This window comes from Streptomyces cyanogenus (assembly GCF_017526105.1).
GTDB lineage: Bacteria > Actinomycetota > Actinomycetes > Streptomycetales > Streptomycetaceae > Streptomyces > Streptomyces cyanogenus.
Map to the genome: position 1 here is coordinate 4,510,837 of NZ_CP071839.1, position 25,392 is coordinate 4,536,228.

The 25,392-nt window shown below is 73.1% G+C and carries 11 protein-coding genes; 1 reads left to right on the forward strand and 10 read right to left on the reverse strand.

The window, feature by feature from the left end:
• Nucleotides 1-9: 9 nt before the first annotated feature.
• Genes S1361_RS20335 through S1361_RS20360 form a run of 6 tightly spaced genes read right to left on the reverse strand, consistent with a single transcriptional unit; the run spans nucleotide 10 to nucleotide 7,471 of the window.
• Entirely contained in the window at nucleotides 10-2,958 is a 2,949-nt protein-coding gene (locus S1361_RS20335) for a non-ribosomal peptide synthetase (RefSeq protein ID WP_208033230.1), read from the reverse strand.
• Nucleotides 2,955-4,583, reverse strand: coding sequence for an amino acid adenylation domain-containing protein (locus S1361_RS20340; RefSeq protein ID WP_208033231.1), 1,629 nt, complete (start codon nucleotides 4,581-4,583; stop codon nucleotides 2,955-2,957). Before S1361_RS20340 ends, S1361_RS20335 begins: the two co-directional genes overlap by 4 nt.
• Nucleotides 4,576-4,908 (reverse strand): acyl carrier protein, encoded by a 333-nt coding sequence (locus S1361_RS20345; protein ID WP_208033232.1) that lies wholly within the window; start codon nucleotides 4,906-4,908, stop codon nucleotides 4,576-4,578. The genes S1361_RS20340 and S1361_RS20345 overlap by 8 nt, the downstream gene beginning before the upstream one ends.
• Nucleotides 4,905-5,168, reverse strand: a complete 264-nt coding sequence (locus tag S1361_RS20350; protein ID WP_208033233.1) for an acyl carrier protein — start codon at nucleotides 5,166-5,168, stop codon at nucleotides 4,905-4,907. The genes S1361_RS20345 and S1361_RS20350 overlap by 4 nt, the downstream gene beginning before the upstream one ends.
• Nucleotides 5,169-5,192: 24 nt before the next feature.
• Nucleotides 5,193-6,563: an MATE family efflux transporter gene (locus tag S1361_RS20355; RefSeq protein WP_208033234.1), complete on the reverse strand. Its 1,371-nt coding sequence runs from the start codon at nucleotides 6,561-6,563 to the stop codon at nucleotides 5,193-5,195.
• Nucleotides 6,554-7,471: a thioesterase II family protein gene (locus tag S1361_RS20360; protein ID WP_341829341.1), complete on the reverse strand. Its 918-nt coding sequence runs from the start codon at nucleotides 7,469-7,471 to the stop codon at nucleotides 6,554-6,556. The genes S1361_RS20355 and S1361_RS20360 overlap by 10 nt, the downstream gene beginning before the upstream one ends.
• Between S1361_RS20360 and fabD the strand changes: the two genes are divergently transcribed.
• Nucleotides 7,456-8,409 carry an ACP S-malonyltransferase gene (fabD, locus tag S1361_RS20365; RefSeq protein WP_208033236.1) on the forward strand — a complete coding sequence of 318 codons (954 nt, stop codon included), beginning with the start codon at nucleotides 7,456-7,458 and terminating at the stop codon, nucleotides 8,407-8,409. The two genes, S1361_RS20360 and fabD, sit on opposite strands and share 16 nt — an antisense overlap.
• Before the next feature lie 89 nt (nucleotides 8,410-8,498).
• On the opposite strand, the gene S1361_RS20370 is transcribed toward fabD, so the two are convergent.
• The 4 genes from S1361_RS20370 to S1361_RS20385 all read right to left on the reverse strand — a co-directional run bounded on the left by S1361_RS20370 (nucleotide 8,499) and on the right by S1361_RS20385 (nucleotide 24,903).
• Nucleotides 8,499-15,668, reverse strand: coding sequence for a non-ribosomal peptide synthetase (locus tag S1361_RS20370; protein ID WP_208033237.1), 7,170 nt, complete (start codon nucleotides 15,666-15,668; stop codon nucleotides 8,499-8,501).
• A gap of 73 nt (nucleotides 15,669-15,741) precedes the next feature.
• On the reverse strand, nucleotides 15,742-19,185 hold the full coding sequence (locus S1361_RS20375) for a non-ribosomal peptide synthetase (protein ID WP_208033238.1): 3,444 nt from the start codon (nucleotides 19,183-19,185) through the stop codon (nucleotides 15,742-15,744).
• A complete protein-coding gene (locus S1361_RS20380) occupies nucleotides 19,182-21,761 on the reverse strand; it encodes a beta-ketoacyl synthase N-terminal-like domain-containing protein (RefSeq protein WP_208033239.1) in 2,580 nt (859 codons plus the stop codon). The genes S1361_RS20375 and S1361_RS20380 overlap by 4 nt, the downstream gene beginning before the upstream one ends.
• A gap of 10 nt (nucleotides 21,762-21,771) precedes the next feature.
• Entirely contained in the window at nucleotides 21,772-24,903 is a 3,132-nt protein-coding gene (locus S1361_RS20385) for a non-ribosomal peptide synthetase (protein ID WP_279577619.1), read from the reverse strand.
• Nucleotides 24,904-25,392: the final 489 nt, after the last annotated feature.

The following is a 25,392-nucleotide window of genomic DNA, read 5'->3' on the forward strand; positions in this document are numbered from 1 at the left end:
CCGACCGGGCTATCGGATCCCTGCCGGAGCGTGCGGTTCGCTCGCTGCGAGGGCGCGCCGGTCGATCTTTCCGCTCGGTGTGCGCGGAAACTCGTCCTCCGTCGGGATGTACGCCGACGGCAGCATGTAGTCGGGCAGGCAGTCGGCCAGCTGCTTCTGCAGGGTCGCCGCGGTGGGTGCAGGGTGCCTGCTGGGCCGGTAGTGGGCGACGAGCCGGGTGTCGCCGACCCCTGACGACCGGGCGACCACGACGGCGTCGGCGATGCCTTCCAGCGACCGGATCCTGGCTTCGACCTCGCCGAGCTCGACCCGGTAGCCCCTGATCTTGACCATGCCGTCCCGGCGGCCGAGGAACTCGATCTGCCCGTCCGGCAGGTACCGCGCCAGGTCACCGGTGCGGTACAGGGTTCCCGTGCCTCCCTCCAGGGGATGGGGGACGAATTTCGCCGCGGTCAGGTCGTCGCGTCCCCAGTACCCCTGGGACACCGGCGGGCCGGCGACGCACAGCTCGCCGACCACTCCGGCCGGCTGGGGCCGCAGTCCCTCGTCGAGGACGTAGACCTCGGCGCCGTTGATGGGGTAGCCGATGGTGGGCATGAGGGGCCAGTCGGCAGGGTCGCCGTCCAGCCGCAGCGAGCTCACGCTGTGCGTCTCCGTGGGCCCGTACTGGTTGAACAGGACCGCCCCGTCGAGCCGGCTGAAGAACTCGCGGATGGCCGGGGTGACGTGGAGTTGCTCTCCGGCGGTGATGCACTCCTTCAGGGCCGGGGTGGGCAGCTCCATCGCGGTGGCGTAGAACGCGATGCTCTGCAGGGCCACGAAGGGAAGGAAGATGCGCATCACGCGCTGCTTCGCCATGACGTCCAGCAGGGCGTCGTAGTCGGTGCGCTGTTCCGCGTCGATGATGACGAGGGTCCCGCCGGTGGACCACGTGCTGAAGAACTCCAGGAACGAGGCGTCGAAGCTGAGCGCGGAGAACTGCAGGGTCCGGTCTCCGGGGCCGGCTGCGGAGTCCTGGCACTGCCACCGTACGAGTCCCGCGACCGGCCCGTGTGGCATGGCCACGCCCTTGGGCAGGCCGGTGGAGCCCGAGGTGTACATGAGGTAGGCGAGGTCGTCGCGTCCGGTCTCCGGGAGGCTCACCTCCGCAGCGCCGGGCGTGGCGGGGCCGGCCCAGGCGTCCGGTTCGAGCACCCGCACCGACTCCGGTACCGCGCACCGGTCGCGCAGGGACGGCTGGGTGAGCAGGGTGTGCAGACCGCTGTCCTCGATCATGTACGCGAGGCGGTCGGACGGGTAGGCCGGGTCCAACGGCACATAAGGGGAGCCTGACTTGAGTACGGCGAGTACCGCGACCGCCATGTCCAGGCAGCGGTCCATCAGGATGCCCACCGGCCGGCCCTGCGTGCCGGAACGGATCAGCAGGTGCGCGAGCCGGTCCGCCGCGGCGCCCAGCTCCTCGTAGGTGAGCTGCTGGTCGTGCCAGACGGCGGCGGGAGCGTCCGGTGTGCGCCGGCGCTGGGTCTCGAACGCCACGTGAACCGGCGGCGGAGGGTCGGCAGGGCGTGGCGCCCGGGCCCAGGTCCGCGTCACCAGCCGCAGTTCATCCGGTGTGAGCACCGGCGCCTGCGCGAGCGGCAGGTCGGGGCCGGCGACCACGGCGGCCAGCAGCGTGCGGTACCGCTCGGCGATCCTGCGGGCGGTGGCCTGGTCGTACAGGTCCGTGGCGTAGTCGAGGAACCCGCGGTAGGAGTCGCCCTCGGCCGCGAGGTCGAAGCACAGGTCGAACTTGGCCGTCCCGGTGTGCACATACAGCCGTTCGGCCGTGACGCCCGGCAGTTCGAGGCCGGGCTCCGGCCCGTCGTTGACGGCGATGACCGTCTGGAACAGGGGGAACCTGTTGAGCTGGTCGGCGGTGACGGTCCGTCTCACCAGCTCCCCGAACGGGACGTTGCGGTGCCGCACCATGCCGAGGACCTCGGACCGCGCCGTCCGCAGCAGATCCCGGAACGACGCGTCGGCGGTCACGCCGAACCGCAGGGGCATGAGGTCGCTCAGGCAGCCCATGACGGAGTCGAGGTCCGCGGTGCCGCGGCGGGAGACGGGGGTGCCGAGGACGATGTCGTCACCGGCGCCGTGACGGTGCAGCAGGGCCACGGCCGCGGCGGTGAAGACGGTGAACGGCGTGGTGCGGGTGGCACGGGCGAGCCGGCGCACCGCGCCGGTGACGTCGTTGTCGAGGCGGAAGGTGATGCGTCCCCCGCTCGTGCCCAGTTCTGCGGGGCGGGGCCGGTCCGGGGGGACCGTGCAGGTCTCCGGCACGTTCGCCAGCCGCTCGGTCCAGTGGTGCAGATCGTCCTCGTCCAACGGGGTCTCGCGCTGGGCGTCCGCGTACGTGCCGAGTTGCAGCGGCTGCGGGGCGGCGGCGGGGTGGTCCGCGATGGTCTCCGGGCGCCGGCGGGCCCGGTAGAAGTGGCTGAACTCGCGGTCCAGGAGGGACAGCGACCAGTCGTCGATCACCAGGTGGTGGATGAGGACGGCCAGCACCCAGTCGTCGTCCGCCACGTGCAGGAGCACCGGCCGCAGCGGTCCGTCGGCCGGCTCCAGCGGCTCTGCCGCCAGTGCCGCGAGCCGTGCGTCGAGCTCCGGCTCGGGGCAGTGGGCGCGGACCAGGGGACGGCAGGGCCGTTCGTCGGCCCGCTGCACCGGAATTCCGTCCTCCATGAGGAACCGGCTGCGCAGGGACTCGTGCCGGTGGATCACGTCATCGAGCGCTCCTTCGACCGCGTCCGGGTCGACGTCGCCGCGCAACCGGTGCGCCCACAGCACGGTGTAGCGCGAAGGGCCGTCGGACAGCGCGTCGTTGAGCCATATCGCCTCCTGCTCGCGGGTCAACCGGTGAGCGGCGGCGGACCGGGCGTCCGCGCCCGTGGGGCCGTCGTCGGCCGGGAAGGTCATGAGTCGCTCCGTTCCATGGGGCGGGCCGGTGCTGTGCGGGCCGGCCGCCGTGCGGGCCGCCTGCGGCGCCGGCGCAACGCCGTGCGCTCCAGCTCGGCGCGGTCCAACTTTCCGTTCGGGGTGAGGGGGAGGTCCTCCAGGGCGCACGTCACCGTGGGGACCAGGTACTCGGGAAGGACCGCCGCCAGGTGCTCGTGCACGCGCAGCACGTCGTCGTCCTCGGCGAGCGCGCCGGCGGCGTGGTCCGCGCCGTCGTCGGCACGCGTGTAGAACAGGGCGATGCCGGTGACGGTGCCGTCCGGGCCGCGCAGCGGCACCGCCGCGGCGGAGCGCACGCCGGCCACGGATGCGGCGGCGGCTTCGATCTCCGCGGCCTCCACCCGGTGACCCCGGATCTTGAACTGCCGGTCGGTACGCCCGCGGAAGTGCAGCGTCCCTGCCTCGTCCAGGTAGCCGAAGTCACCCGTGCGGTAGGCGCGCACGGGGGTGCCGGCCGGCTCGGCGTGGACGAAGGCGCGTGCGGTCCGCTCGGGTTCGCCGAGATAGCCGAGGGCCAGTCCCTCGCCCGCCAGGTGGATCTCACCCGTCTCTCCGGGCGGGCAGGGGCGTCCGTGCGGGTCGAGGACGATCACCTCGGTATGGGGTACCGGGTGTCCCAGCGGGATGCCGTCCGGTCGGTCGCAGTCCTCGGGACGGACCAGGCGGGACGTGGCGTGCATGCAGCTCTCGGCCGGTCCGTAGCCGTTGACCAGGGTGATGCCGGGGTGACGGGTCAGGAAGGCCGAGGCGTGTGCGGGCGACATGCGCTCACCGCCCGCGTAGACCTGCCGCAGTCCGGCGAAACAGTCCGGGTCCTCGTCCACGAAGAGGTGGAACAGCGTGGTGGTCAGCCGCAGCGTGGTGGCCCCTTGCTCGGCGATCAGCCGCCGCAGCGTCTGCGGCATCAGGTAGTCGCCGTCCGTCAGTACCGAGGTGCCGCCGGTCATCAGCTGCCCGAACAGTTCGTAGGCGTACATGTCCCACCACGGCGGCGCCGCCTGGGGCATGACGTTGCCGCGCCCGAAGCCGATCGGGCCGCCGTCGCGGAAGATGCGCGTGACCGCCCGGTGCGGCAGGACCACGCCCTTCGGCCGGCCGGTCGTGCCGGAGGTGAAGATCACCGCGGCGGGGTCGGCCGGGGAGGGGTGGGGCACGGGCGCCGGGCGGGTGCCCTCCCCGGCGGCCTGGTGGAGGTCGGCGGACGGTGTCCACACGGCGGACGGCCGGTCCAGGGGGACCGGGCCGTCGGCGACCACGACGGGCGGATCGCCCAGCATGTCCAGTATCTCGTGCAGCCTGGGGGCGGGCCAGCGGCCGTCCAGGCTGGTGTAGGCGGCACCGAGCCACATCACGGCCAGCTGTACGGCGACGAGTCGCGGGGAGCGCGGCAGCAGCAGGGGCACGATGCGGCCCGGGCCCACGCCGTGCTCGGCGAGTTCGGCGGCGTAGCGGTCCGCCGCAGCCTGCAGCGTCGCGTAGTCGATGCGGGTGTTCCGGTGAACCAGCGCGATGCCGTCCGGGGTGTCCCGCGCATGCCGGGCCACCGCGTGGTGGACCAGCGACCCGTCGAGCGACGGCTCAGCCACGGTCACCTCCCGATCCGTCGGAGAGCAGGCCGATCAGGTCGGTCAGGACGTCGTGCTCCATGACGTCGACCGGCTCGATCGTGCGGCCGGTGAGCTTCTCCAGGCGGACGCACAGGCTGATGGCCTGCAGCGAGGTGCCGCCGAAGTCGTAGAAGCTGTCGTCCAGTCCGACGCGGTCGACGCCGAGCACCTCTGCGACGACGGCCGCCACGGCGGAGGCGAACTCGCCGTCCGGTTCGCGGTAGGCGACCTCGCACATGTCCTCCCGCCGCTGCCGGGACGGGTGCGCGTCCGGGCCGGTACGGGGGCGGACCGGGGCGCTCATGCGTCCGCCTGTTCGCGGATGGCGGCGGCCAGGTCCTGCACGGTCCGGTGACGCATGATGAGGCGGACCGGCAGCCGGGTGCCGAGGCGGCCGCTGAGCGCGACCATCACCTGCACCGCGGTCAGGGAGTTGGCGCCGTGGACCGACAGGAAGGGGTCCTCGTCGCCGAATTCGGGGTGCCCGAGCACGTGCTCCCAGGTCTGGCGGACCACCGCCTGGTATTCGGCCGGTGTGGTGGGCAGGGTGTGCGTCTGTGTCATGGGTGGGTGTTCTCCTAGTGCGGTTCAGGTCCGGCCGGGCGTGGCCTCGGGAGCGGCGAGCCTGCCGCTGCGCTGGTGGAAGAAACCTGCCTGCCCGACGATCAGCAGAGCGTTGGCGCAGGCCAGGGCGAGCCACAGGGCGGTCAGTCCGCCCAGGGACGAGAGCGGGGCGGCGGCCAGAGCGAGCACGCCGTAGCAGACGGCGAAGACGAGCAGGCTGGGCACGGTGTTCCTGATCGCGATGAGCCCGAAGCCGAACACCGCCTGCAGCGCGTCCGTGCACACCACCGCCAGCAGCAGGGGCAGCAGGGCCAGCACCTGGTGCCGTGCCGCGGGGTCGTGCGTGAAGAGGGTGAGCACCGGCTCCCGCAGCACCGCGAGGACACTGCCGAGGAGGACCACTGCGCCGAGTGCCGTCTTGACTCCGGCGCGCACTCCGGCGCGCAGCCCTGTGACGTCCCTGGCCTTGAGATAGGGAGCCATGAGCGGAATGGTCGCCTGGCCGATCGCGACGGCGGCCGTGAACATGAGGCTGACCAGGGACACGGCGATGCTGTGTGCGGCCGCGCTCACCGTGCCCACCCGCGCCGCGGCGATGGACAGCACACCGAGGACGGCGAACTTGATGAGCACGGTCGAGGCGAGCGGTACGCCGACACCGGCGAGTCTGAGCACGGCGCGGGCGTGCGGGCGGCCGAGGGTGAGCGGCCGGCCGGCCAGAACGGTGGACCGGCGCAGTCCCCAGTGCGCGACGAGCGCGCTGATCAGGCTGGAGGCCAGCATGGCGATCCCCGCGCCGGGCAGCCCGAGCCCGTCGACGGGGCCGACGCCGTTCACCAGCGTCAAGGAGAGCAGCACGGCCGCGGCGGTGCCGGTCATCCCGGCCCGCATCACGAGCTTGGAACGGCCGAGGCCCACCAGGGTGGACGTGGCCGAGTTGCCGATGGCCGCCACCAGCACACTCGCCGCCAGCAGGAAGGGGAACACCCCCAGCGCGGACAGCGTGCCCTGCGGGACGCCGGAGGCCAGGCCGATGAGCGGCACCGAGCAGACGGCGGCGGCGCCCAGCAGCCCGGTGGCGATGCCGAGCCACATGCCGTCGCGCACCACCGGCAGAAGGGCATCGGGGTCGTCGTCGTGGGCGGCCACGAAGGGCATCACCCCGCGCATGGCACCGGCGACGGTCGCGGTGGCCGGGGTGTACACGGCCATGGTGAGGGCGAACGCGGCCAGCGAGGCGGTGGCGTGCCGGCCGAGGACAGCGGTGTCCACCAGGCCGCCGGCGGAGGACGCGATCATGGTCAGGTAGAGGGGCAGCGCTGCCGTGACCGTGCGCCTGACCAGGCCGTGGCCGGACGTGCCGGGGGACGGGGCGGCTTCCCGGGTCACGCCCATGGTGCCCCCTGCAGCGTGGGCCGGTGCCGTGCCGCACGCTCAGCCGCCGCGCGCACGTCCCGTTCCCAGCGTCCGGCGAAATCCTCCGGCCGGTCGAAGAGATAGAAGTGACCACCGGGCCAGGAGCGGAAACCGGTGCCTGCCGAAGAATAGTCGGCCCAGGGGGACACCAGGTCGCGTCCGGCCATTGGATCACTCTCTCCGTAATAAACGGCGAGTGGTACGTCGAGAACTCCGGAGGGGTCCGCCGTGTAATTCTGGAGAAGACTCAGGTCCGCTCGGAGAATGCGCGTCAGATACTCCAGCAGGTCCGGCTCGTCGAAGACTTCCGGCGGGGTTCCTCCGAGGTCGTGCAGGAAACCGGCGAGCTGCTCTTCCGTCCGCAGGTCCCGGTAGCGGTCGCGTACCTGCCGCATGTGCGGAGCCGGGCTCGCCGAGACGCCCAGCAGGACGGGCGGCAGGCCGAGCCTCGCCAGTTCCCGGGTGAGCTCGTACGCGACCAGCCCACCCATACTGTGCCCGAACAGGGCATACGGTCCGGTCAGATGCCCGGTCACGGCCGGCAGCAGGGACGAGACCGCCTCCGCCATGGTGGCGGCGACGGGGGCCGCGGAGGCGGCGCCCCGCCCCGGCAGTTCGAGGGCGAGCAGCCGCCAGTGGTCCGGAAAGAGGTCACGCAACGACATGAAACTCACGGCGGAACCGCCTGCGTGATGCGCGAAAACAAGCGTGCATTCCGCTTCCTCCGGCACACTTCCGTCTGCCACCGGCCCGCTTTTCAGATCTCTCAGGAAGGGTGTCGGGGAATTTGTTCTGGTGGCGGACGGCCGGTAACGTGATCCGCCGTCAATGCGCGGTTCGTGCATCACTTTCCCTTGGGCAGGAGGCTGCCGTGAGTCGACTTGCATTTGTTTTCCCGGGCCAGGGTTCGCAGGTTCCCGGAATGGGTTCCGATCTGCTGGAACGACATCCCGAGCTGGCGCGTCCGTACTTCGACACCGCGGACGAGGTACTGGACATACCGCTGAGCCGGATCTGCTTCGAAGGCAGCACCGAGGAGCTGCGGGACACGTCCGTGACGCAGCCCGCCGTCTACCTCGTCAGCCTGGTTGCCGCGGCCGTCCTGCGGGCGAAGGGGCTCAGGCCCGCGGTGGTGGCCGGGCACAGCCTGGGCGAGTACACCGCGCTGGCGTGCGCGGGCACGCTCGACTGGGTCGACGGGCTGAAGCTGGTTCGCCGGCGCGGGCTGCTCATGGCGGAGGTGAACCGCCGTACGCCCGGCAGCATGGCGGCCGTCGTCGGACTGCCCGCCGACCGGGTCCGCGAGCTGTGCGAGGAGGTCTCCGGCGCCGGGCAGGAGGTCGTCGAGGTGGCCAACTTCAACTCCGCCCAGCAGACGGTCGTGTCCGGCACCGCCGGCGGAGTGGCCGGCGTCTCTCACCGGGCGCGGGAGGAAGGCGCGAGCCACGTGACGGAACTCCGCGTCGGCGCACCCTTCCACTGCTCGCTGATGTCGGAGGTCGCAGCGGAGTTCGGAGAGCACCTCGCGGCCACCCGCTTCACCACCCCGGCCGTCCCCGTCGTGTCCAATGTGACGGCCTCCTACGTCCATTCGGGGCAGGAGGCCCGCGCACTGCTCGCCGAACAGCTCGCCGCCCCGGTGCGCTGGCACGAGACGCTCGGCCTCCTCGGTCGCGACGAGGTGTCGGCGTTCGTGGAGGCCGGCCCCGGACGCGTGCTGACCAACCTCAGCCGCTCCGTGCACCCGGCGGTCCCCGCTCTGCCGGCGGGAACCGCCCGCCAGATCGACAAGGCCGAGGAGAAGCTGAGCGCCGTTCCGGTGTGACGGGCACCCGGTGGGCGCCCCGGTCGGGGGCGCCCACCGAGGGCCGTGCGGGGCCCGGTGCGCGGTGCCGGCGGATCGCTCGGTGCCGGTCATCCACCGGCCCCTCGCCGGTCGAGCGAGTCGGCGGCCGCCTCCGGGTCGAAGACGAGGCCGTACAGAGCCTGCCGGTACAGGGTCAGCAACCCCTCGTCGCCGGCCGCCGCGTCGTGACGCAGCAGAGCCCGGAAGGAGTGCCGGCTGTCGACCACCGTCATGTGCAGTCGCCGCCCGGGAGCCAGCGGATCGGGGCCCACCTCGCGCAGCGTTCCCGTCCCGAACCGCAGCGGCTCGTCGTCCCTGGCGTAGTTGAACACCACGCCCAGGTCGTCGAAGCCCGCCAGGTCGGCGTGGGTCGCGGCGAGATCCGCGTACGGCACCGCGCCGACCGACAGCACCTGGTCGACAACCTGCCGTGCGCCCTCCAGGATCCGCCCGAGCGGTTGGTCACCGGGCACCGCCAGGGGCATGGGCACGATGTTGGCGAACGCGCCCACGGATCCGTCCAGCCGCTGCAGGAAACGTCCGTCGAGTGGTACCGCCGGACACACCGCCTCCGCTCCGCCCAGTCGGCTCAGCGCCAGGCCGAACGCGGTCAGATGCAGGGTGAACGGGGTGATCCGCTGCTGAGCGCAGCGCGCCCGCAGAGCCGTCTGCAGGAGCGCGTCCGGTGCCCAGACCCGGCGGCCGGGTTCCCGCACGGGGCGGACAGCGGGGCGCGGGGCACCGGCGAGCGGGGCGAGCAGCCCCCGCCACAGGCCGACCGCCTCGGTGTGGCGCCGGCTGCCCGGCAGTGCGTTGCGCCACGCCAGATAGCGCAGGAACCCGTCGTCCGCCTCGCGCGGTGCCGTCGGCTGTGCGTAGGCCTCGGCCAGCGTGCGGCAGAGGTTGTCGAGTCCGCGGCCGTCGAGCGCCAGCAGGTGCACCGTGACGGCGAGCAGCGTGCCGCCCTCGGGCCCGTCGACGGTGCAGACGCGGACCAGCGGCCCGGTGCGTGGGTCGATCAACTCGGCCTGGCCGTGCTCGTACAGCCAGTCCACCACCCGCCCGGACGGGACGTCGTCCGGCAGCCGGAGCCGCACCACGGCGTCGGCGACGACCGCGGCCGGGTCCGCCGGTTCGGCGCGGTCCGATTCCCCCACGCGCAGTCGCAGAGCCGGCTGCCGTTCCAGCAGCACCGCCACCGCGTCCCGCAGCCGCTGCGGGTCCAGCCGCCGGCCGGTGTCGTACACGGCGGTCTTCTGCCGGTCCGGTCCGGGACGGTCGGCCAGAGCGGCCAGGCCGGGCGGCAGCACGGCCGCCGTGGCCGCCGGGGGAAGTTCCTCCTCGGGGTGCTCGGCGCCGAGCCGGCGGCGGCCCGCCACCAGGTCGGCGACGTCCCGGGCGGTGCCGCTCGCGTAGAAGTCGGCGACGGACAGCCGCACTCCGAGCTCTTCGCGCACCGTGTGGACCAGCCGGGTGGCCAGCAGCGAGTGCCCCCCGGCCTCGAAGAAGTCGTCGTCGGGCCCGAGCCCGGGCTGGTCGAGGACCCGTCGGAACGCATCCAGGACGGGCACCAGCACCTCGCCGTCATGGCCGTGCCCGTGCGACGGTGCCTGCTCCGGCCGCCGCTCGCGCACGCCGGACCCGGCACCGGCCGTGCCGGGAGCCGGGAGCAGGGCGTGGTCCACCTTCCCGTTGGCGTTGACCGGCAGCCGGTCCACCACGGTGAAGGTGGACGGCACGAGCGCCGGGGGCAGGACCTCGGACAGGCGGCGGCGCGTGCGGGGGCCGATCTCCTCGCCACCGGCGACCGGAACCAGGTAGGCGTCGATGCGCCGGTCGCCCTCCGGGCCGCGCACGACCAGCGCCACGTCGGCGATGCCGGGGTCCTCGCGGATCACCACCTCGATCTCGCCCGGCTCCACCCGGTACCCGCGGATCTTGACCTGCTGGTCGCGGCGGCCGAGGAACTCCACGTCGCCCGAGGACAGCAGCCGCGCCCGGTCCCCGCTGCGGTACTGCCTGACCCCGTCGGCGGACACGGCGAACCGCTCCTTGGTGAGGCCGGGGTCGCCGAGGTAGCCGGTGGCCACGCACGGGCCGCCGATGACCAGTTCGCCGACGGACCCCCACGGTACGGCCCGCAGGCCGTCCGAGCTCTCCAGGCCCAGCGTGACGTTCTGGACCGGACGGCCGATCGGCGCGTACCTCGGCCAGTCCTGCGGCGGGCCGGTGAAGGTGTAAGAGGTGACGACGTGCGTCTCCGCGGGACCGTAGTTGTTGATGAGCCGGCAGCTGCCCAGCTTGTCGAAGAACGCCACCATGGAGGCGCTGAGCCGGAGTTGCTCGCCCGTGGTGGCGATCTCCCGTACGGAGGCGAAGGGGGACGGGTCCTTCTCGAAGCGGGTGGCGAGGGCGTGCGCCAAGGACACCGGCAGGATCGCCTTCTCCACCCGGTGGCGGCGGACGAACTCGGCCAGCGCGTCGTGGTCGTGCCGGGTCTCCTCGTCGGCGATGTGGACGGATCCGCCGGAGCACAGCGCGCCGAAGGTCTCGTGGAAGGCCGCGTCGAAGCCGAAGGAGGCGAACTGCAGCCAGCGCCGCTGTCGTGTGTAGCCGTCGGTTTCCCAGTGGATCAGGTTGGCCAGCGCGCCGTGGGGGAAGTGGATGCCCTTGGGCCGCCCGGTGGTGCCGCTGGTGTAGGTGAGGTAGGCCCCGACCGACAGGGCGACCCGGTCGCCCGGGGCGGAGCCGTCCCGGGCCGGCATCTCGGACACCGGCGGGAGTGCGACCCGGCGCACGCCCTCGGGGACGAAGTCCGTTTCCTCCGCTTCCTCCGCGGCGTCGCACAGCACCAGCCGGGTCCCGCAGTGCTCGGCGACGGCGGCGAGCCGACGGCGCGGATAGCTCAGGTCCAGCGGCACCGGGGTGGCACCGGCCCGCAACACGCCCAGCAGGGCGACGACCGACCGGGCGTCGCGCGGCAGAGCGATGCCGACCGGTTCTCCGGTGCCGATCCCGTGCGCGGCCACGAGGTCCGCCACGCCCGCGGACAGGCGTGCCAGCTCGCCGTACGTCAGCGTCTGCCGGCCGTCGCTCACCGCCTCCCTGTCCGGGTGGCGGGCGGCGTGCTCGGCGAAGACCGCGTGCACGGGCAGGTCCGGCACCGGCACCCTCGGGCCGGTCAGCGCCGTCCTCGTGGTCTCGGCGCGGGCCGGAGGCTCGGCGGCGACGCTGTCGACGGCGGTGTCGGGTGTGCGGGTGAGGCTCTCCAGCAGGAAGGCGAACGACCTCTGCCACGCGTCGACGGTCTGCCGGGTGAAGCGGTCGGTGTCGTAGATGAACCGGCCGCCGATCACGCCGTCCTCGATCCACCAGTCCAGGGACAGTTCGTAGGGGCTGGTGGAGCGTTCGAAGGGCAGCGGCCTGACGTCGACTCCCGTCGGCGGCCGGGGGCTCATGCTCTCCGGGTGCAGCAGGTTGAACAGCACCTGGAAGACCCCTGAGGCCTCGCCGCGTCCGTCGGGCCCGCGGACGGCGTCCCGGGCCATCACCTCGAACGGCAGTTCCTGGTGGTCCATGGCACCGGTGACACGGCGGGCGGTGTCCCGCAGCAGGGAACGGAACGACTGACCGGCCGAGATCGTGGTCCGGATCGGAAGGGTGTTGACGAAGTTGCCGATGAGGTCGCGGGTCTCCGGCCGGTGGCGGCCCGACACCGGGCAGCCGACCAGGAGGTCCTTCTGGTCGGAGAGTGCGGACAGCAGCACGGAGAACGCGGTGAGGACCACCACGAACGGGGTCGTCGACTCCTCGGCCGCCAGTGCGCGCACGTACTGCGCGGTCCCCGACGGCAGGGTGAAGTTCAGCTTGTCGCCGTGGTAGCTGCGCCGCGCACCGCGCGGACGGTCCCCTGGGAGTTCCAGGGGCGCGGGCAGGTCGGCCAGCTCCCGGCGCCAGTAGGCGCGTTGCCGGTCTGCTTCCGCGGTGGTGAGCCAGTCCGCCTCCGCCCTGGCGTGCCGGGCCGCGAGTGTCGCGATGGCCGGCAGCTCGGGTGCGCCGCCGTCCCTGCGGGCCCGGTAGAGGGCGTACAGATCGCGCAGGAGGATGCCGATCGACGTGGCGTCGGCCACCAGGTGGTGCAGGGCGAGGGCCAGGACGGTGCGGTCGGGCCCCATGCGGAACAGCCGGGCCGCACACAGCGGAGCGCGGTCGGTGGGGATGGTGGTGTCCAGCAGCGCGGCGATCGCCTCACGCAGGGCGTCGTCGTCGGCCACGTCCGCCTCGGGCACGTCCATCGGCGCCTGGTCCACGACGACCTGCAGGGGCGTACCGCCGGTGGTGCGGAAGACCGTACGCAGGGTCTCGTGACGGGCGACGAGATCGGCCAGCGCCGCCCGCAGCGCGCCGCGGTCCACGGGTCCGCGCAGGTCGGCGAGGACGGGCACGTTGAACGCCTCGGCGGCTCCCTCGAACTCGCTGAGGAAGAGGAAGGCCTCCTGGATGGAGGTCGCCGGAGCCGGGTCGGCGGCCCGTGCCGGGCCGGACTGTGCCGGGCCGGACTGTGCCGGATCGGTGGCGCCGGACGCGCTGCCGCCGGTAGCGGCGGGCTCGGTCATGGCGGCCAGGCGCGCCAGCCGCGCGGGCGTCGGTTCCTCCATGAAGGAACCGAGCGGGATCCTCCGCCCCCAGCGTTGCCGCGCCTGTGCCACGATCCGGGTGGCGAGGAGCGAGTCGCCCCCGAGCGAGAACAGGTCGTCCGCAGGGTCGATGCCGCTCCGGCCGGTCGCCTCGGCGAAGATCTGCCGGGCCGCCTGTTCGAGGGCGTCGGCGGTCTGCTCGCCGGAGTCGCCGCCCGACCCGGCGGCGGGTGCCGCGGCCTGCTCCTGCGTCCTCGGCTCCAGCCAGTGGCGCCGCCGCTCGAACGGATAGGAGGGCACCTGGGTGAAGCGGCCGGAACCGTCGGGCAGCGCGAGCCGTCCCGGGTGCTCGGCCAGCCCCATCACCCAGGCCTGTCCCAGTGCGGCCAGGAGGGCCTCGGTGCCCGGCCGCACGTCCTTGGGCACCGTGAGCGCGACCGCTTCGGGGAACACCGACGGCATCGGCGGCACCGGCTCGGTGACCGGAACGGGGTTCAGCAGCACCGACAGCCTCGGCGGCAGCGTGCGCTGCCCGGGATCGGCGGGCACGCCGCCGCACAGCAGCGCCGCGTCGGGCGTCCTGCCGGCCGGGCACAGCTCCGCTCCGTCGGAGTCGTACCAGGGGATCGTCGCGGTGAGCAGCGGCACGCCGGACAGCGCCTGGGCCGGATCCGCTCCCCGGGCCAGCGCCGCCACGATCCGCGGCGCGTCCGCGTCGGCAACCACGCCGCTGATCACGGCGGCCGCCGGCCGGTTCCCGGTGGTGGCGACCACGGCACCGGGACGAACGCCGTGTTCGGCCCAGAGCGCGGCACACGCCAGTGCCGTGACCATGGCGGCGGCCCGTGGAGCCGTCCGCTGCAGGTGGGTCAGTGGGTCGGCGTCCGGAGCCGTGGGCGGGACGGGGCACTGCGCGGTCAGCCGCCGCACGGCAGCCGCGTATGCCGGGCGGCCCTCCAGCAGTGGCCGCACGGCCTCGACCGGCAGGACGTCGTCGGTGAGGACGACCGCGGGTGCCCGGTCGGCCGGCACCGACTCCGGGTAGCGGGCGTCCAGCGGGACCGGGTCACCGTCCGCACGCCAGAGCAGGCCGCGGCGCAGCGGATGGAGGGTGCGGCGGGTGGCCAGGGTGAAGGCGACGTCCCGGGCGTCGTCCGGCGTGCTCCCCGCGACCCGGGACCGTACCGCGTCCTCCAGGGCGTCCAGGGAGGCGGCGGACCGGGCCGAGAAGAGCAGCAGGTGCCGGGACTCGGCGGCGGGCCGGCCGGCGGGCCCGCCGGGGGCGTCCGGTGCCTCCTCGACCAGCAGGTGCACGTTGGTGCCGCCCACGCCGAGCGAGCTGACACCGGCGAGCAGGGGCCGCGGCCCGGTCCACGGCCGCAGCGCGGTGTTGACCCGGAACGGGGAGGTGTCGAAGTCGATGTGCGGATTGGGCCGCTCGCAGCCCAGCGTGGCGGGCAGTTGCCGGTGGCGCAGGGAGAGCACCACCTTGATCAGGCCGGCGATGCCGGACGCCGAGTCGAGGTGGCCGATGTTGGACTTCACCGAGCCGATGGCGCAGTGGCCCACGGCGTCCGTGGTCCGCCGGAACGCCTCGGTGAGGGCGCTCACCTCGATCGGGTCGCCGAGCGGGGTGCCGGTGGCGTGCGCCTCGACGTAGGAGATCCGGTCCGCCGTGACTCCCGCCAGTTCGTGCACCTCGGCGATGAGTTCGGCCTGTCCCGGCATGCTGGGCGCGGTGTATCCGCTCTTGCGGGAACCGTCGTTGTTGAGCCCGCTGGCACGGATGACCGCGAGGACGCGGTCACCGTCCTCCAGTGCCTCGTCGAGCCGGCGGAGCACGACCAGGCCGGCTCCGGAGGAGAAGACCGTCCCGCGGGCATCCGCCGAGAAGGGACGGCAGTGGCCGTCGGGCGAGGAGATGCCGCCCTCGACCGGCGCGTAGCCGACGTCCGTCGGGTTGATCGCGGCGCCGCCGACGACCGCCGCGTCCGTCTCGTAGTCCATCAGCGCCCGGCACGCGTGGTGCACCGCGGCCAGGCTGGAGGAGCAGGCGCAGTCCACGGCGAGGCTGGGTCCGGTGAGGCCGAGGCGGTACGAGAGCTGGGTGGCCGTGTATCCGCGGTCGTTGCCCATCAGGACCCGGTGGAAGCCGAGCGGCTCGATGGCCTCGGGGTGCGCCAGCACGTTCTGCAGGAGGTAGTCGGAGATGTTGACACCGAGGTAGACCCCGATGCGGCCCGGGAAGGACGCGGGAACGAGCCCGGCGTCCTCCAGCGCGTGCACGGCGGTCTCCAGCAGGAAGCGCTGCTGGGGGTCGGTGACGGCGGCCTCCGCCGGGGACATCCCGAAGTAGTCGGCGTCGAAGAGTGAGGCATCGGCAAAACGCTTGCGCACGGCGACGTAGGACGGGTCGGACAGCGCCCAGGCCCGGCCCGCCCGGCGGAGGTCCTCCTCCGGCACGGCCTCGCGGGGGTCGACGCCCTCGCGCAGCAGCTCCCAGAACTCCTCGGCCGAATCGGCGCCCGGGAAGCGGCATGCCAACCCGGTGACGGCGATGGCCGGCACGTCGTCGTGGGGCAGCTCGGCGGCTTCGCTCATGTTGCGGTCTCCATCTGGTACAGCAGGTCGGGGCAGGGCGGGGCCGCCGCGGGGCGGCCCGGGGCGGGTCGGATCAACCGGCTCGTTCCCTGCGCCGCTGCGCCGCCTGCCGCATGCGCTGGCGTCGGCCGCCGGCACTGTCGGCAGGGACGCGGGAGGCGGGGACGCCGACGGACGACGGCTCCTCGCGGTCGGTGAGGTGCGCCGCGTAGGCACGGACGCTGGGGAAGCTGAAGAAGTCGACGACGCTCGCCTGGCTGTGGACGTGCTCGCGCACTTCCGCCAGGAGCCGTACGACCAGCAGGGAGGAGCCTCCGGCCTGGAAGAAGTCGTCGGTGACCCGCAGGTCCTGGACGCCGAGGACGCGGCGCCAGATCTCCAGCAGCCGCTGTTCCAGCGCGTGCACGGGCTGCGCCGCGGCGGGGTCGGGGCGGTGCAGCGGCACGGCGGGCAGGGCACGGCGGTCGACCTTGCCGCTGGTGGTGGTGGGCAGGCTCGCGATCATGGCGAACGCCGACGGCACCATGGCGGCCGGCAGCCGCTCGGCGACCGCCGCGCGCAGCGCCGCCTCGTCGAGCGTCGCGCCGGGCCGGGGCACGTAGTGCGCCACCAGGACCTGCTGCGCGCCCTCGCCCTGCAGCGCCACGGCGCACTGGGCGACACCGGGGACCGCGTTGACCGCCTGCTCGACGTCCTCCAGCTCGATCCGGTGTCCCCGGAGCTTGATCTGGTTGTCCAGCCGACCGGAGAGTTCCACGGTGCCGTCGGGCAGCAGCCGGGCCAGGTCTCCGGTCCGGTAGACCGGCCCGTCCGGGTGCAGGGCCGGGCGCAGCGGGAAGCGCTCGGAGGTGAGTTCCGGCTTGCCGACGTAGCCCCGGGCCACTCCGGCGCCACCGATGACGAGTTCGCCGTACATGCCGACCGGCAGCGCGTTGAGCTGCGTATCGGTGACGTACAGGGCCGTGTTGTGCAGGGGCCGGCCGACGAGGATGCGCTCGGGGGTGTCGGGCAGCTCCCACGCGGTGGACCAGACGGTGGTCTCCGTGGGCCCGTACATGTTGACCACGCGGGGGATGCCGAGCGCCTTCAGCTCTCGTGCCAGCGTCAGGTCGAGCGGCTCCCCGCCGACCATCAGGATCCGCAGCGTGCCGAGGGCCTCCGCGGCGTGCGGCAGCCTGAGCACGGTGCGCAGCAGGGTGGGGGTGGCCTGCAGGGCGGTCACGCCGGAGGCCAGGATGAGGTCCGGGACCGCTTCGGGCTCGGCCTGGTCCGGACCGGCCACGGAGCGACGCAGGGTCTCCATGTTCTCGGCGAGCACGACCGGTATGCCCCGGGCCAACGTCCACAGCAGCTCCACCACGGCGATGTCGAAGGTGACCGCGGTGACGGACAGCCATACGGTGTCGTGGTCCGGGCGGATGACGTCGTCCAGGGCGGCGAACAGGTTGGCGAGGTTGGCGTGCGTGACCTCGACGCCCTTGGGCACGCCGGTCGAGCCGGAGGTGAAGATGACGTACGCCGACCCGGCCGTCGCACGCTGTCCCGGATCGCCGGCCGGGGCGTGCAGCAGCTCGGCCGCCGTCAGGCGCGGGCCGCCGAAGCCGGGGCAGGCCTCGCGATAGGCGTCGTCGACGACGAGCGCAGCACAGCCGGCCGTCTCCACCATGGTCTGCAGCCGGCTCGCCGGTGCGGCGCCGTCCAGCGGCACGTACGCCAGCCCCGCCGACATCACGCCGAGCAGCACCGCCACCAGTTCGGGCGTCCGCGGCATGAGGATGCCCACGCGCGCGCCGGGCGCCAGTCCGGCGGCGCGCAGCCCGGCGGCGACGGATGCGGCGTGCCGCGCCAGGTCGCCGCGGGTCAGGGTGGTGCCGCGGAACGTCAGGGCCGGCCGCTGCGGTTCCTCGGCCAACCGCGCCAGGATCTGCTCGTGGACGAGGCGGTCCGGCACCGGTCGGGCCGTCGCGGCGTTCCACCGTTCGATCCAGCCGGCGCTCTCGGCGTCGAGCAGCCCCAGCTCCGCCAGCGGTCGGTCCGGCGTACGGCACATGCCGTCCAGCAGGCTGCGATAGGCGGCGACGAACCGACGGGCCTCGTCCTCGGTGAACTGACGGTCGCTGTAGGTCAGCAGGCCGCGCAGGCCGTCGTCGTGCGGGCTCAGCCGGAACATGACGTCGTACTCGGTGGAGTACGTCGGCACGTCCACGGGCGTGCTGCGCACTCCCGGCAGGTCGAAGTCGGTGTCGGGGAACGTCTGGAACAGGAACACGGTCTGGAAGACCGGCGTGTGCGATCCCTCGCGCCGTACCGCGGCGGCCTGTACGACCTGCTCGAAGGGGAGTTCCCGGTGAGCGAAGGCGTCGTGGACCGCACGCCTGGCCGACGCCAGGAACTCACGGCTGGTCAGCTGTTCGTCGATGCGCGTCCGCACCGGGACGAGGTTGAAGAAGAGACCCAGGGCGCGTTCCAGGTCCGCGTGCGGCCGGCTGGCCAGGGGGCTGCCCACCACGACGTCGTCGCTGCGCGAGAGCCGCGCCAGCAGCAGGGAGTACGCCGAGATCAGCACGGTGAACGCGGTGGCGCCCGTCTCGGCGCACAGGGCCCGGACCCGGTCGGAAAGATCCTGGTCGTAGCGGAACTCCAGAGCCGATCCGCGGTGTCCGTCGGTCGTCCCGCGGCCCCGGCCCGGCGTCAGGTCGAGCACCGGGGGCGGATCGGCCAGCGCCCCGCGCCAGAACGCGCGGTGCCGTTCGGCCGCCGCACTGGCCAGCCACTGTTCCTCCCAGCAGGCGAAGTCGGCGTACTGCAGGGGGAGTTGTGCGAGGTCGGGGCGGTGTCCCGCCACCCGGGCGCGGTACAGCTCCGCCAGCTCCTGTTTGAGGATGCCCGTCGACCACCCGTCCGAGACGGCGTGGTGCTGGGTGACGAGGAGGATCCAGCGCCGGGGGCCGGTGCTGATCAGATCGAAGCGGCTCAGCGGGGCACGGGACAGGTCGAAGCGGCGCGAGACGAGGGAGCGTACGAGTGCGTCCGCGTCGTCCGGGGCGGCCACGTGCTCGTGGAAGGGCACGGGGACTTCCGGTTCTATCGTCTGGACCAGCGCACCGTCGGTCTGGGTGAGCGCCGTGCGCAGGATCTCGTGCCGGGCGACCAGCTCCCCCACCGCCCAGCGCAGCGCTGCGACGTCCAGATCGCCCTGCAGTTCCACGCCGAAGTACATGTTGTAGACGGGCAGGCCATCGGCGAGTTGCTCGCTGAGCCACATCTGCTGCTGGGCCCGGGAGGCCGGGATGCGGCCGGAGCGGTCGGCGCGGGTGACACGCACCGTGCGTTCGGCGTCCTCGCGCCGCTGTTCCTGCAGGAAGCGCAGGATGGCATCGCGGTGGTCGCGCAGGGTCTGCTTCAACTCGTCCGTCAGCGCCGCGTGGGGGCCGGTGACGGACAGCCTGCCGTCCCGGGATTCCAGTCGTACCCCGAGGTCCGCGAGCTGCCGGAGTATCTCGGTCGTGGTCGTCACAGCTCGAAGGTTCCTGTCGAGTCGGCACTGTCGGGTGCGGTCAGCTTGCTGTAGAGCTCGGCGGACGCCCGCAGATCGCGCACGAGCTCGGTCATCCCCTCGGGGGTCTCGGCGTCCAGCAGGTCACCGAGGGGGACCCGGACGTCGAAGCGCTCCTGCAACCGGGCGGCGATCTGGGCTGCCACCAGTGAGTGCCCGCCCAGGGCGAAGAAGTCGGAGTCGGGTTCGACGTCCGGCACACCGAGCACGGACCGCCAGGCCTCCATGACGACGGCGAGGACGTCCTCCTCCGTGCCGGCGACGACAGGAGCGGGTACGGGCACAGGCGCGGTCGCGGGGAGAGACGCGGTCCCGGCCGGGAGGGTGATCGCCCAGTGCCGCCGCGCCTCGAAGGGGTAGAGGGGCAGGGAGACCGTGTGCGCGGATCCACCGCGCAACCGGGTCCAGTCGAGGTCGGCACCCCTCTCCCAGCACCACGCGGCCAGCGCCAGCCAGTCCTCCCACGAGGAGAGCGCGCGCATGAGATCCGCGGCGCCCGCCGGGAACGCAGCCGGGCCGCCGCCCAGGACGGACGTCTGTGCCACGTCGAGGAAGTGGTCCAGGGGCGGCACGCATCCCGCGGGCACCGTCGTGTCGAGACTGAGCGACCGCAGTGCGGTGCCCGCCCGGCCGAGCGGATGCGCGCGAAGGTCGTCCTCCAGCGCGCCCAGGTGTTCCTCGCACGCGCTCAGGTCGCCGCCGTTGCGGACGACGGCCTGGATCTCCTCGTACCGCACGGCGCACCGCAGGGCGACCTCGCGGTCCAGCGCACCCGCGAAGGCCGCCGCCAGGTACTCGCCCGCCCCGTGAGCCGTGAGGGTGCCGACCGGCACGCCGAGGGCCGCGAGTTCCTCCAGCGCGGCATGTGCCGACAGGAAGGCCCGCCCGGCGGGGTGGGGATGGTCCTGTGCCGCGCGCAGCGCGGGCACCCGGTCGGCCACGGACGGCTCGGGACGTACGGCGGACCCGAGGTCGATGGCCACCTCCAGCGGTCCGGCGGCGACGGGGTCCGCCTCCTCCTTCAGCAGTGCCGCGAGCTCGGGCAGCGAGGACCCGACCCAGGCCCGGCGCAGTTCGCGGGGCACACGGCCGTACTGGAGGGTGCGCGCGACGTCCGCGCACGCCCGGTCGCCACCGGCGGCCACGGCGTCGGCGAGGCGCTCGCGCAGTCCGTGGAAGGCCTCGGCGGTACGCGCCGACAGAGGGAAGATCTCGGGGGCGCCGCGGTCGGTGCCGCCCGGCTCGGTGACGGGGCGGTGCCGGCCGACCACGACGTGGGCGTTGGTGCCACCGACGCCGAGCGCGGACACGGCGGCGCACCGTCCGTCGTCCGGCCAGGGACGGCGCCGGGTGTTGACGTACAGTCCGCTGCCCTCCACGTCGGCCGACGTGAGGAGTTCCCGGTGGTTGACCGTCGCCGGAATGACGCCTTCGCGCACGCAGAGGACCGCCTTGATGAGTCCGGCCATGCCCGCAGCCGTGTCCAGGTGCCCGATGGAGGACTTCACGGTGCCGATCGCGCACGGGGTGTCCACGCCGAGCCGCTCCCGCGCTTCGCGCAGAGCCGCGATCTCGATCGGGTCCCCGAGGGGCGTGCCGGTGCCGTGGGCCTCCACATAGCCGATGGTCCGGGGGTCCACCCGGGCGTCGGCGAGGGCGGCCAGAATGACGTCGCGTTGTCCGGCGACACTGGGCGCGGCGAAGCTCTGGCGGTCGGAGCCGTCGTTGTTCACCGCCGTGCCGTGCAGCACGGCGTGGATGCGGTCGCCGTCCCTGAGCGCGTCGGCCAGCGGCCTGAGCACGACGATGCCGACTCCGCTGCCCGGCACCGTCCCGGACGCGGCACGGTCGAAGGGGCGCAGGACACCGTCGGGAGACAGCACCGCGCTCTCCTGGGCGACGTACCCGTGCTCGTGCGGCAGCTGCACGGACACCGCACCGGCCAGGGCGATGTCGCAGTCACCCGCCAGCAGGCTCTGCCGGGCCAGGTGCACGGCGGTGAGCCCGGTGGAGCACAGCGAGTTCACGAAGACGCTGGGGCCACGCAGGTCGAGGTGGTAGGAGACCCGCAGGGGCAGCATCGCCGGCGCGTCCGACATGCGGCGGTGGCTGCCCGCGGCCTCGTCCGGGTCCGGCAGCAGCCGGCCGTACCGGTTCTCGCCGCTGCCGCAGAACACTCCCACGCGCCGTCCCGCGGAGCGGCCCGCCCAGCCGGCGTCCTCCAGCGCGTGCACGGCTTCCTCCAGGAACAGCCGGTGCTGCGGGTCCATCGTGTCGGCCTCGGCCGGCGCGATGCCGAAGAAGGCCGAGTCGAAGTGTTCCACTCCGTCGACGGCGCCCGAGACTCCGACGTATCCCTCCCGGGCGTACCGGTCCCGCGGTACGCCCTTGCCCTTCAGGCCGGACTCGTCGAGCGGATCCAGGAAGTGGGCTCCCTGGAGCAGGTTCGACCAGTAGCTGTCTACGTCCCGCGCTCCGGGAAAGCGGCATGCCATACCGATCACGGCGATGGCGCGGTCGGGGTTCTGCACGCTCACGGGGTTCCCCCTAGTTCTGCGGTGTGCGGCCACGGCGACTGAGCGCGCCGGCGAGGGCCGATACGGTCGGGTACTTGAACAGGTCGGTGACCGGCACCTCCGCCGACAGCTCCCGTCGGATGCTGCCGTGCAGCTGAATGAGGGTCACCGAGCTGCCGCCCAGCTCGAACAGGCTCACCGACCTCGGCACGCGCTCGGGGGAAACGCCGAGCGCTTCGGCCCACAGCTCGGTGAGCCGCTGTTCCAGGGCGGTGCGCGGCGCGGTCTGTGCCGTGACGTCCCGGCCCGCCTCCGGTACGGGCAGGGACCGGACGTCGGCCTTGCCCGTCGCGGTGACCGGCAGCTCGTCCAGCCGCACCACGTGCGCCGGAAGCTGCTCCGCCGGGAGGCGCTCGCCCAGGTGCGCGAGGATGCCGTCGGCCGTCGTGCCGGCCGGGGCGACGACGTATGCCACCAGCGTGTCCTTCCGCCGGGGATGCACGACCACCACGGCGTCCTTCACCCCGTCGTGCTCCAGCAGCAGGCTGCGGATGCCGTCGAGGTCCACGCGCAGCCCGCGGATCTTGACCTGGCCGTCCTCCCGCCCGACGAACTCCAGTACGCCGTCGTCGCGTCGGCGCACCAGGTCGCCGGTGCGGTACAGCCGCGGCGCCGTCGGTACGCCGGCGTGTTCCTCCAGGGGGCTGGCGATGAACCGCTCCGCCGTCAGCTGTTCGCGGTTGACGTAGCCGTCGGCGAGGACGACGCCGCCGAGATGCAGTTCACCCGTGAAGCCGGGGGGCAGGAGCTGACCCCCGTCGCCGAGCACGTACGTCTGTGCACCGTCCACGGCGCGGCCGATCGGCATGACGGGGCCGGTGTCGTCGCCGGGCTCGCACCTGTGGAACGTCGCATCGATGGTGGCCTCGGTGGGGCCGTAGAGGTTGACCACCCGGGCCGTGCTCGTGCGGGCGACCATCCGCACCACCGCGCGGTCGAGTTGCTCACCGCCGCAGAACACCCAGCGCAGCGAGGGGCAGCCGCTCAGGCCCTCGTCGCCGGGCAGGGCCTTGAGCAGGGTCGGTACGAACTGTGCGACCGTCACCTCGTGCCGGCGCATGTCCGCGAGGAGAGCCGCCGGGTCGCGGTGCGCGTCGGGGGCGGCGATCACCAACGACGCGCCGATCGTGAGGGGTACCAGGTACTCCCACACCGAGGCGTCGAAGACGGGGGGCGTCTTGAAGTAGAAGCGGTCGTGCCGGTCCAGCCCGAACGCGCGCTGCTTCCACGCCAGGTTGTTGGCGATGGCCCGGTGCGGAACGACAACGGCCTTGGGCAGGCCCGTGGTGCCCGAGGTGGTGATCAGGTACGCCGGTCCTGTGCCGTCGACCGGCGCGTCGGCGAACCCGGTCGTCGTGTCTCCCGGTGCGCGGACGTCGAGGACCGGCAGGTCGGCCGTGAGCTGGGCACGCGCCGCGTCGTCGGCGATCAGTACGGCCGCCGCGCCGGCGTCGCCGATGACGAAGGAACGCCGCCTGGCCGGCTGCGCCGGGTCGACGGGCAGGTAGGCCATGCCCGAGCGGAGCACCGCCAGGGCGGCGACGATGAACGCGGCGGACCGCGGCAGGCACAGCGCCACCGTGCTTCCGGCGGGCAGTCCCAGGGCCGCGATGCGAGCGGCAAGGCGACGGCTGCCGTCGTCCAGCTCCCGGTAGGTCATGGTGCGCTCGTCATCGATCAGCGCGAGCGCATCGGGCCGGGAGGCCGCCTGCTCCGCGAAGGCGCTGGTGATCAGCGGCGGCGGGGCGCCGCCGGGGTCCGAGCGGCCGTGCGCGACTGCGCTCGCCCGGTCCTCGGCGTCGGCAAGGGCCATGCGCAGCACGGGGCGTTCGGGCGTGTCCAGCAGCTGCCCGAGCACCGTCTCGACGGCGCGTGCGATGCTCCGGGCGACGTAGGCGGGGTACTGGTCGCGCAGGAAGTCCAGTCGGCCGGTGTATCCCCGCTGGCCGGCGTTGACCGACAGCAGCAGGCCCGCCTTGCCGTCGCGCGGCACCATGGGGAGACGATGGGCGGTGACACCCGGCAGGCTCAGTGCTTCACCGGTGGTCGCCTCGTTGAGCGACATGATCGCCGGGAACACCGATGGCGAGGCGGGCTGTGCCTCGCTGCGCAGGGCCGACCACGCCTTCGCGAGGGAACCGCCCTGGTGGGCCAGGCAGTCCAGGACCGAGTCCTGCACCTGTCCGACGTACTCGTCGGCGGTCCGGTCCTGCCTGGCCGGCGGCCGGAAGGGCAGCATCTCGGAGTAGAGCCCGACCACGCCCGGGTACTGGGAGCGACGCCAGTCGACGGCCGGGTACCCGATCAGGAGGTCGTCGGTGCGGAAGTAGTGCTGCAGGGTGAGTGAGAAGGCACTCAACAGCGCCGCGAACGGCGTGACGCCCTTGTCCTCGCAGCGCCGGCGGAGGTCCTCGGGTACCCGCACCTCGACCGACGAGGTGTGCGGGCTGGGCACCTCGCCCGTGGCGCGTTCCCAGCCGGCCGAGGGAGTGGCCGCACCCTGGACGTATTCAGCCCAGAACTCCTCGTCCGAGCAGCCCTCGGGCGACGCTTCGAACTCCTTCTGTGCCATCGCATAGGCAAAGTAGCCGTCCTCCGCGACGGGTTCGGGATGCGGCGCCGACGCGTCGGCGTACGACGCGTAGAGCGCGGACAGGTCGTCCAGGAGCAGCCCCACGGACGGAGCGTCGGCAGCAAGATGGTCCAGCAGCAGCAGGAGCAGTGCCTCCTGCGGCCCGCTGCGGAAGAGCTCGGCGCGCAAGCGGAGCGGGGCGTCAGCCGCGAAGGGCGTGCGAGCCGCCGCGGCCAGGCGCGTGTGCCCGTCCTGGCCCGCGACCTCGTGCACGCGCAGCACGCTGTCCGGGAGATCGTCGCTGACCTCTAGGAATGCTCCCTGCGCGTCAGGGCGGGAGCGCAGCACCGGGTGCCGGACGATCAGCTCGCACAGTGCTCGGTCCAGGGCTGCCGCGTCCACCGGCCCCGCGAGCCGGTAGGCGACCGGAATGTTGTACGCGTCGCCGGCAGCGCCGAGCCGCTGCGCTGCCCACACGGCTTGTTGTTGGCGTGTCAGGGGCGCGACTCGGCGCCCTGCGGAGACAGGCATTGTTCCCCCGTAGCTGCGCCCCGACCCGGAGTCATGGGATCGCTGGCGCACATCAGCAAAGATGTTTTCAATCTTGAACGGTTGTCGATGTACGAGTCAACGAAATAGCCGCCGAATGGCGTGAAGTGGCGGTTCTCCGCGCGAGGGCCGGACCGCTGGTCAGAGCCTGATCGCCGGTGCCGCACGGCACCGTGCGGAGCGGCTCATGACTGAAAACAGCCCTACGCCGGTGGCACACGGTCGCGGACGTCACGGCCGGGCATGCGACGCCCCGGCCCGGCCGGCGCGTTCACCGGGGGGCCGGCAGCACCGGCCGCCGTCCAGGGCGGAGTGGACGCATTTCTCCCCCGAGGGCCCGTGGAAATCCCGCTGCCCTGCGGCCTTCGCCGGGGTTTCTTTCCTCCGGACGAAGGCCGCACGCACGGGAATGCGAGGCAGTGGCTGTTTCACCCGCACGGAAACAGTGACGGGAATGTAGAGAACGCGCTT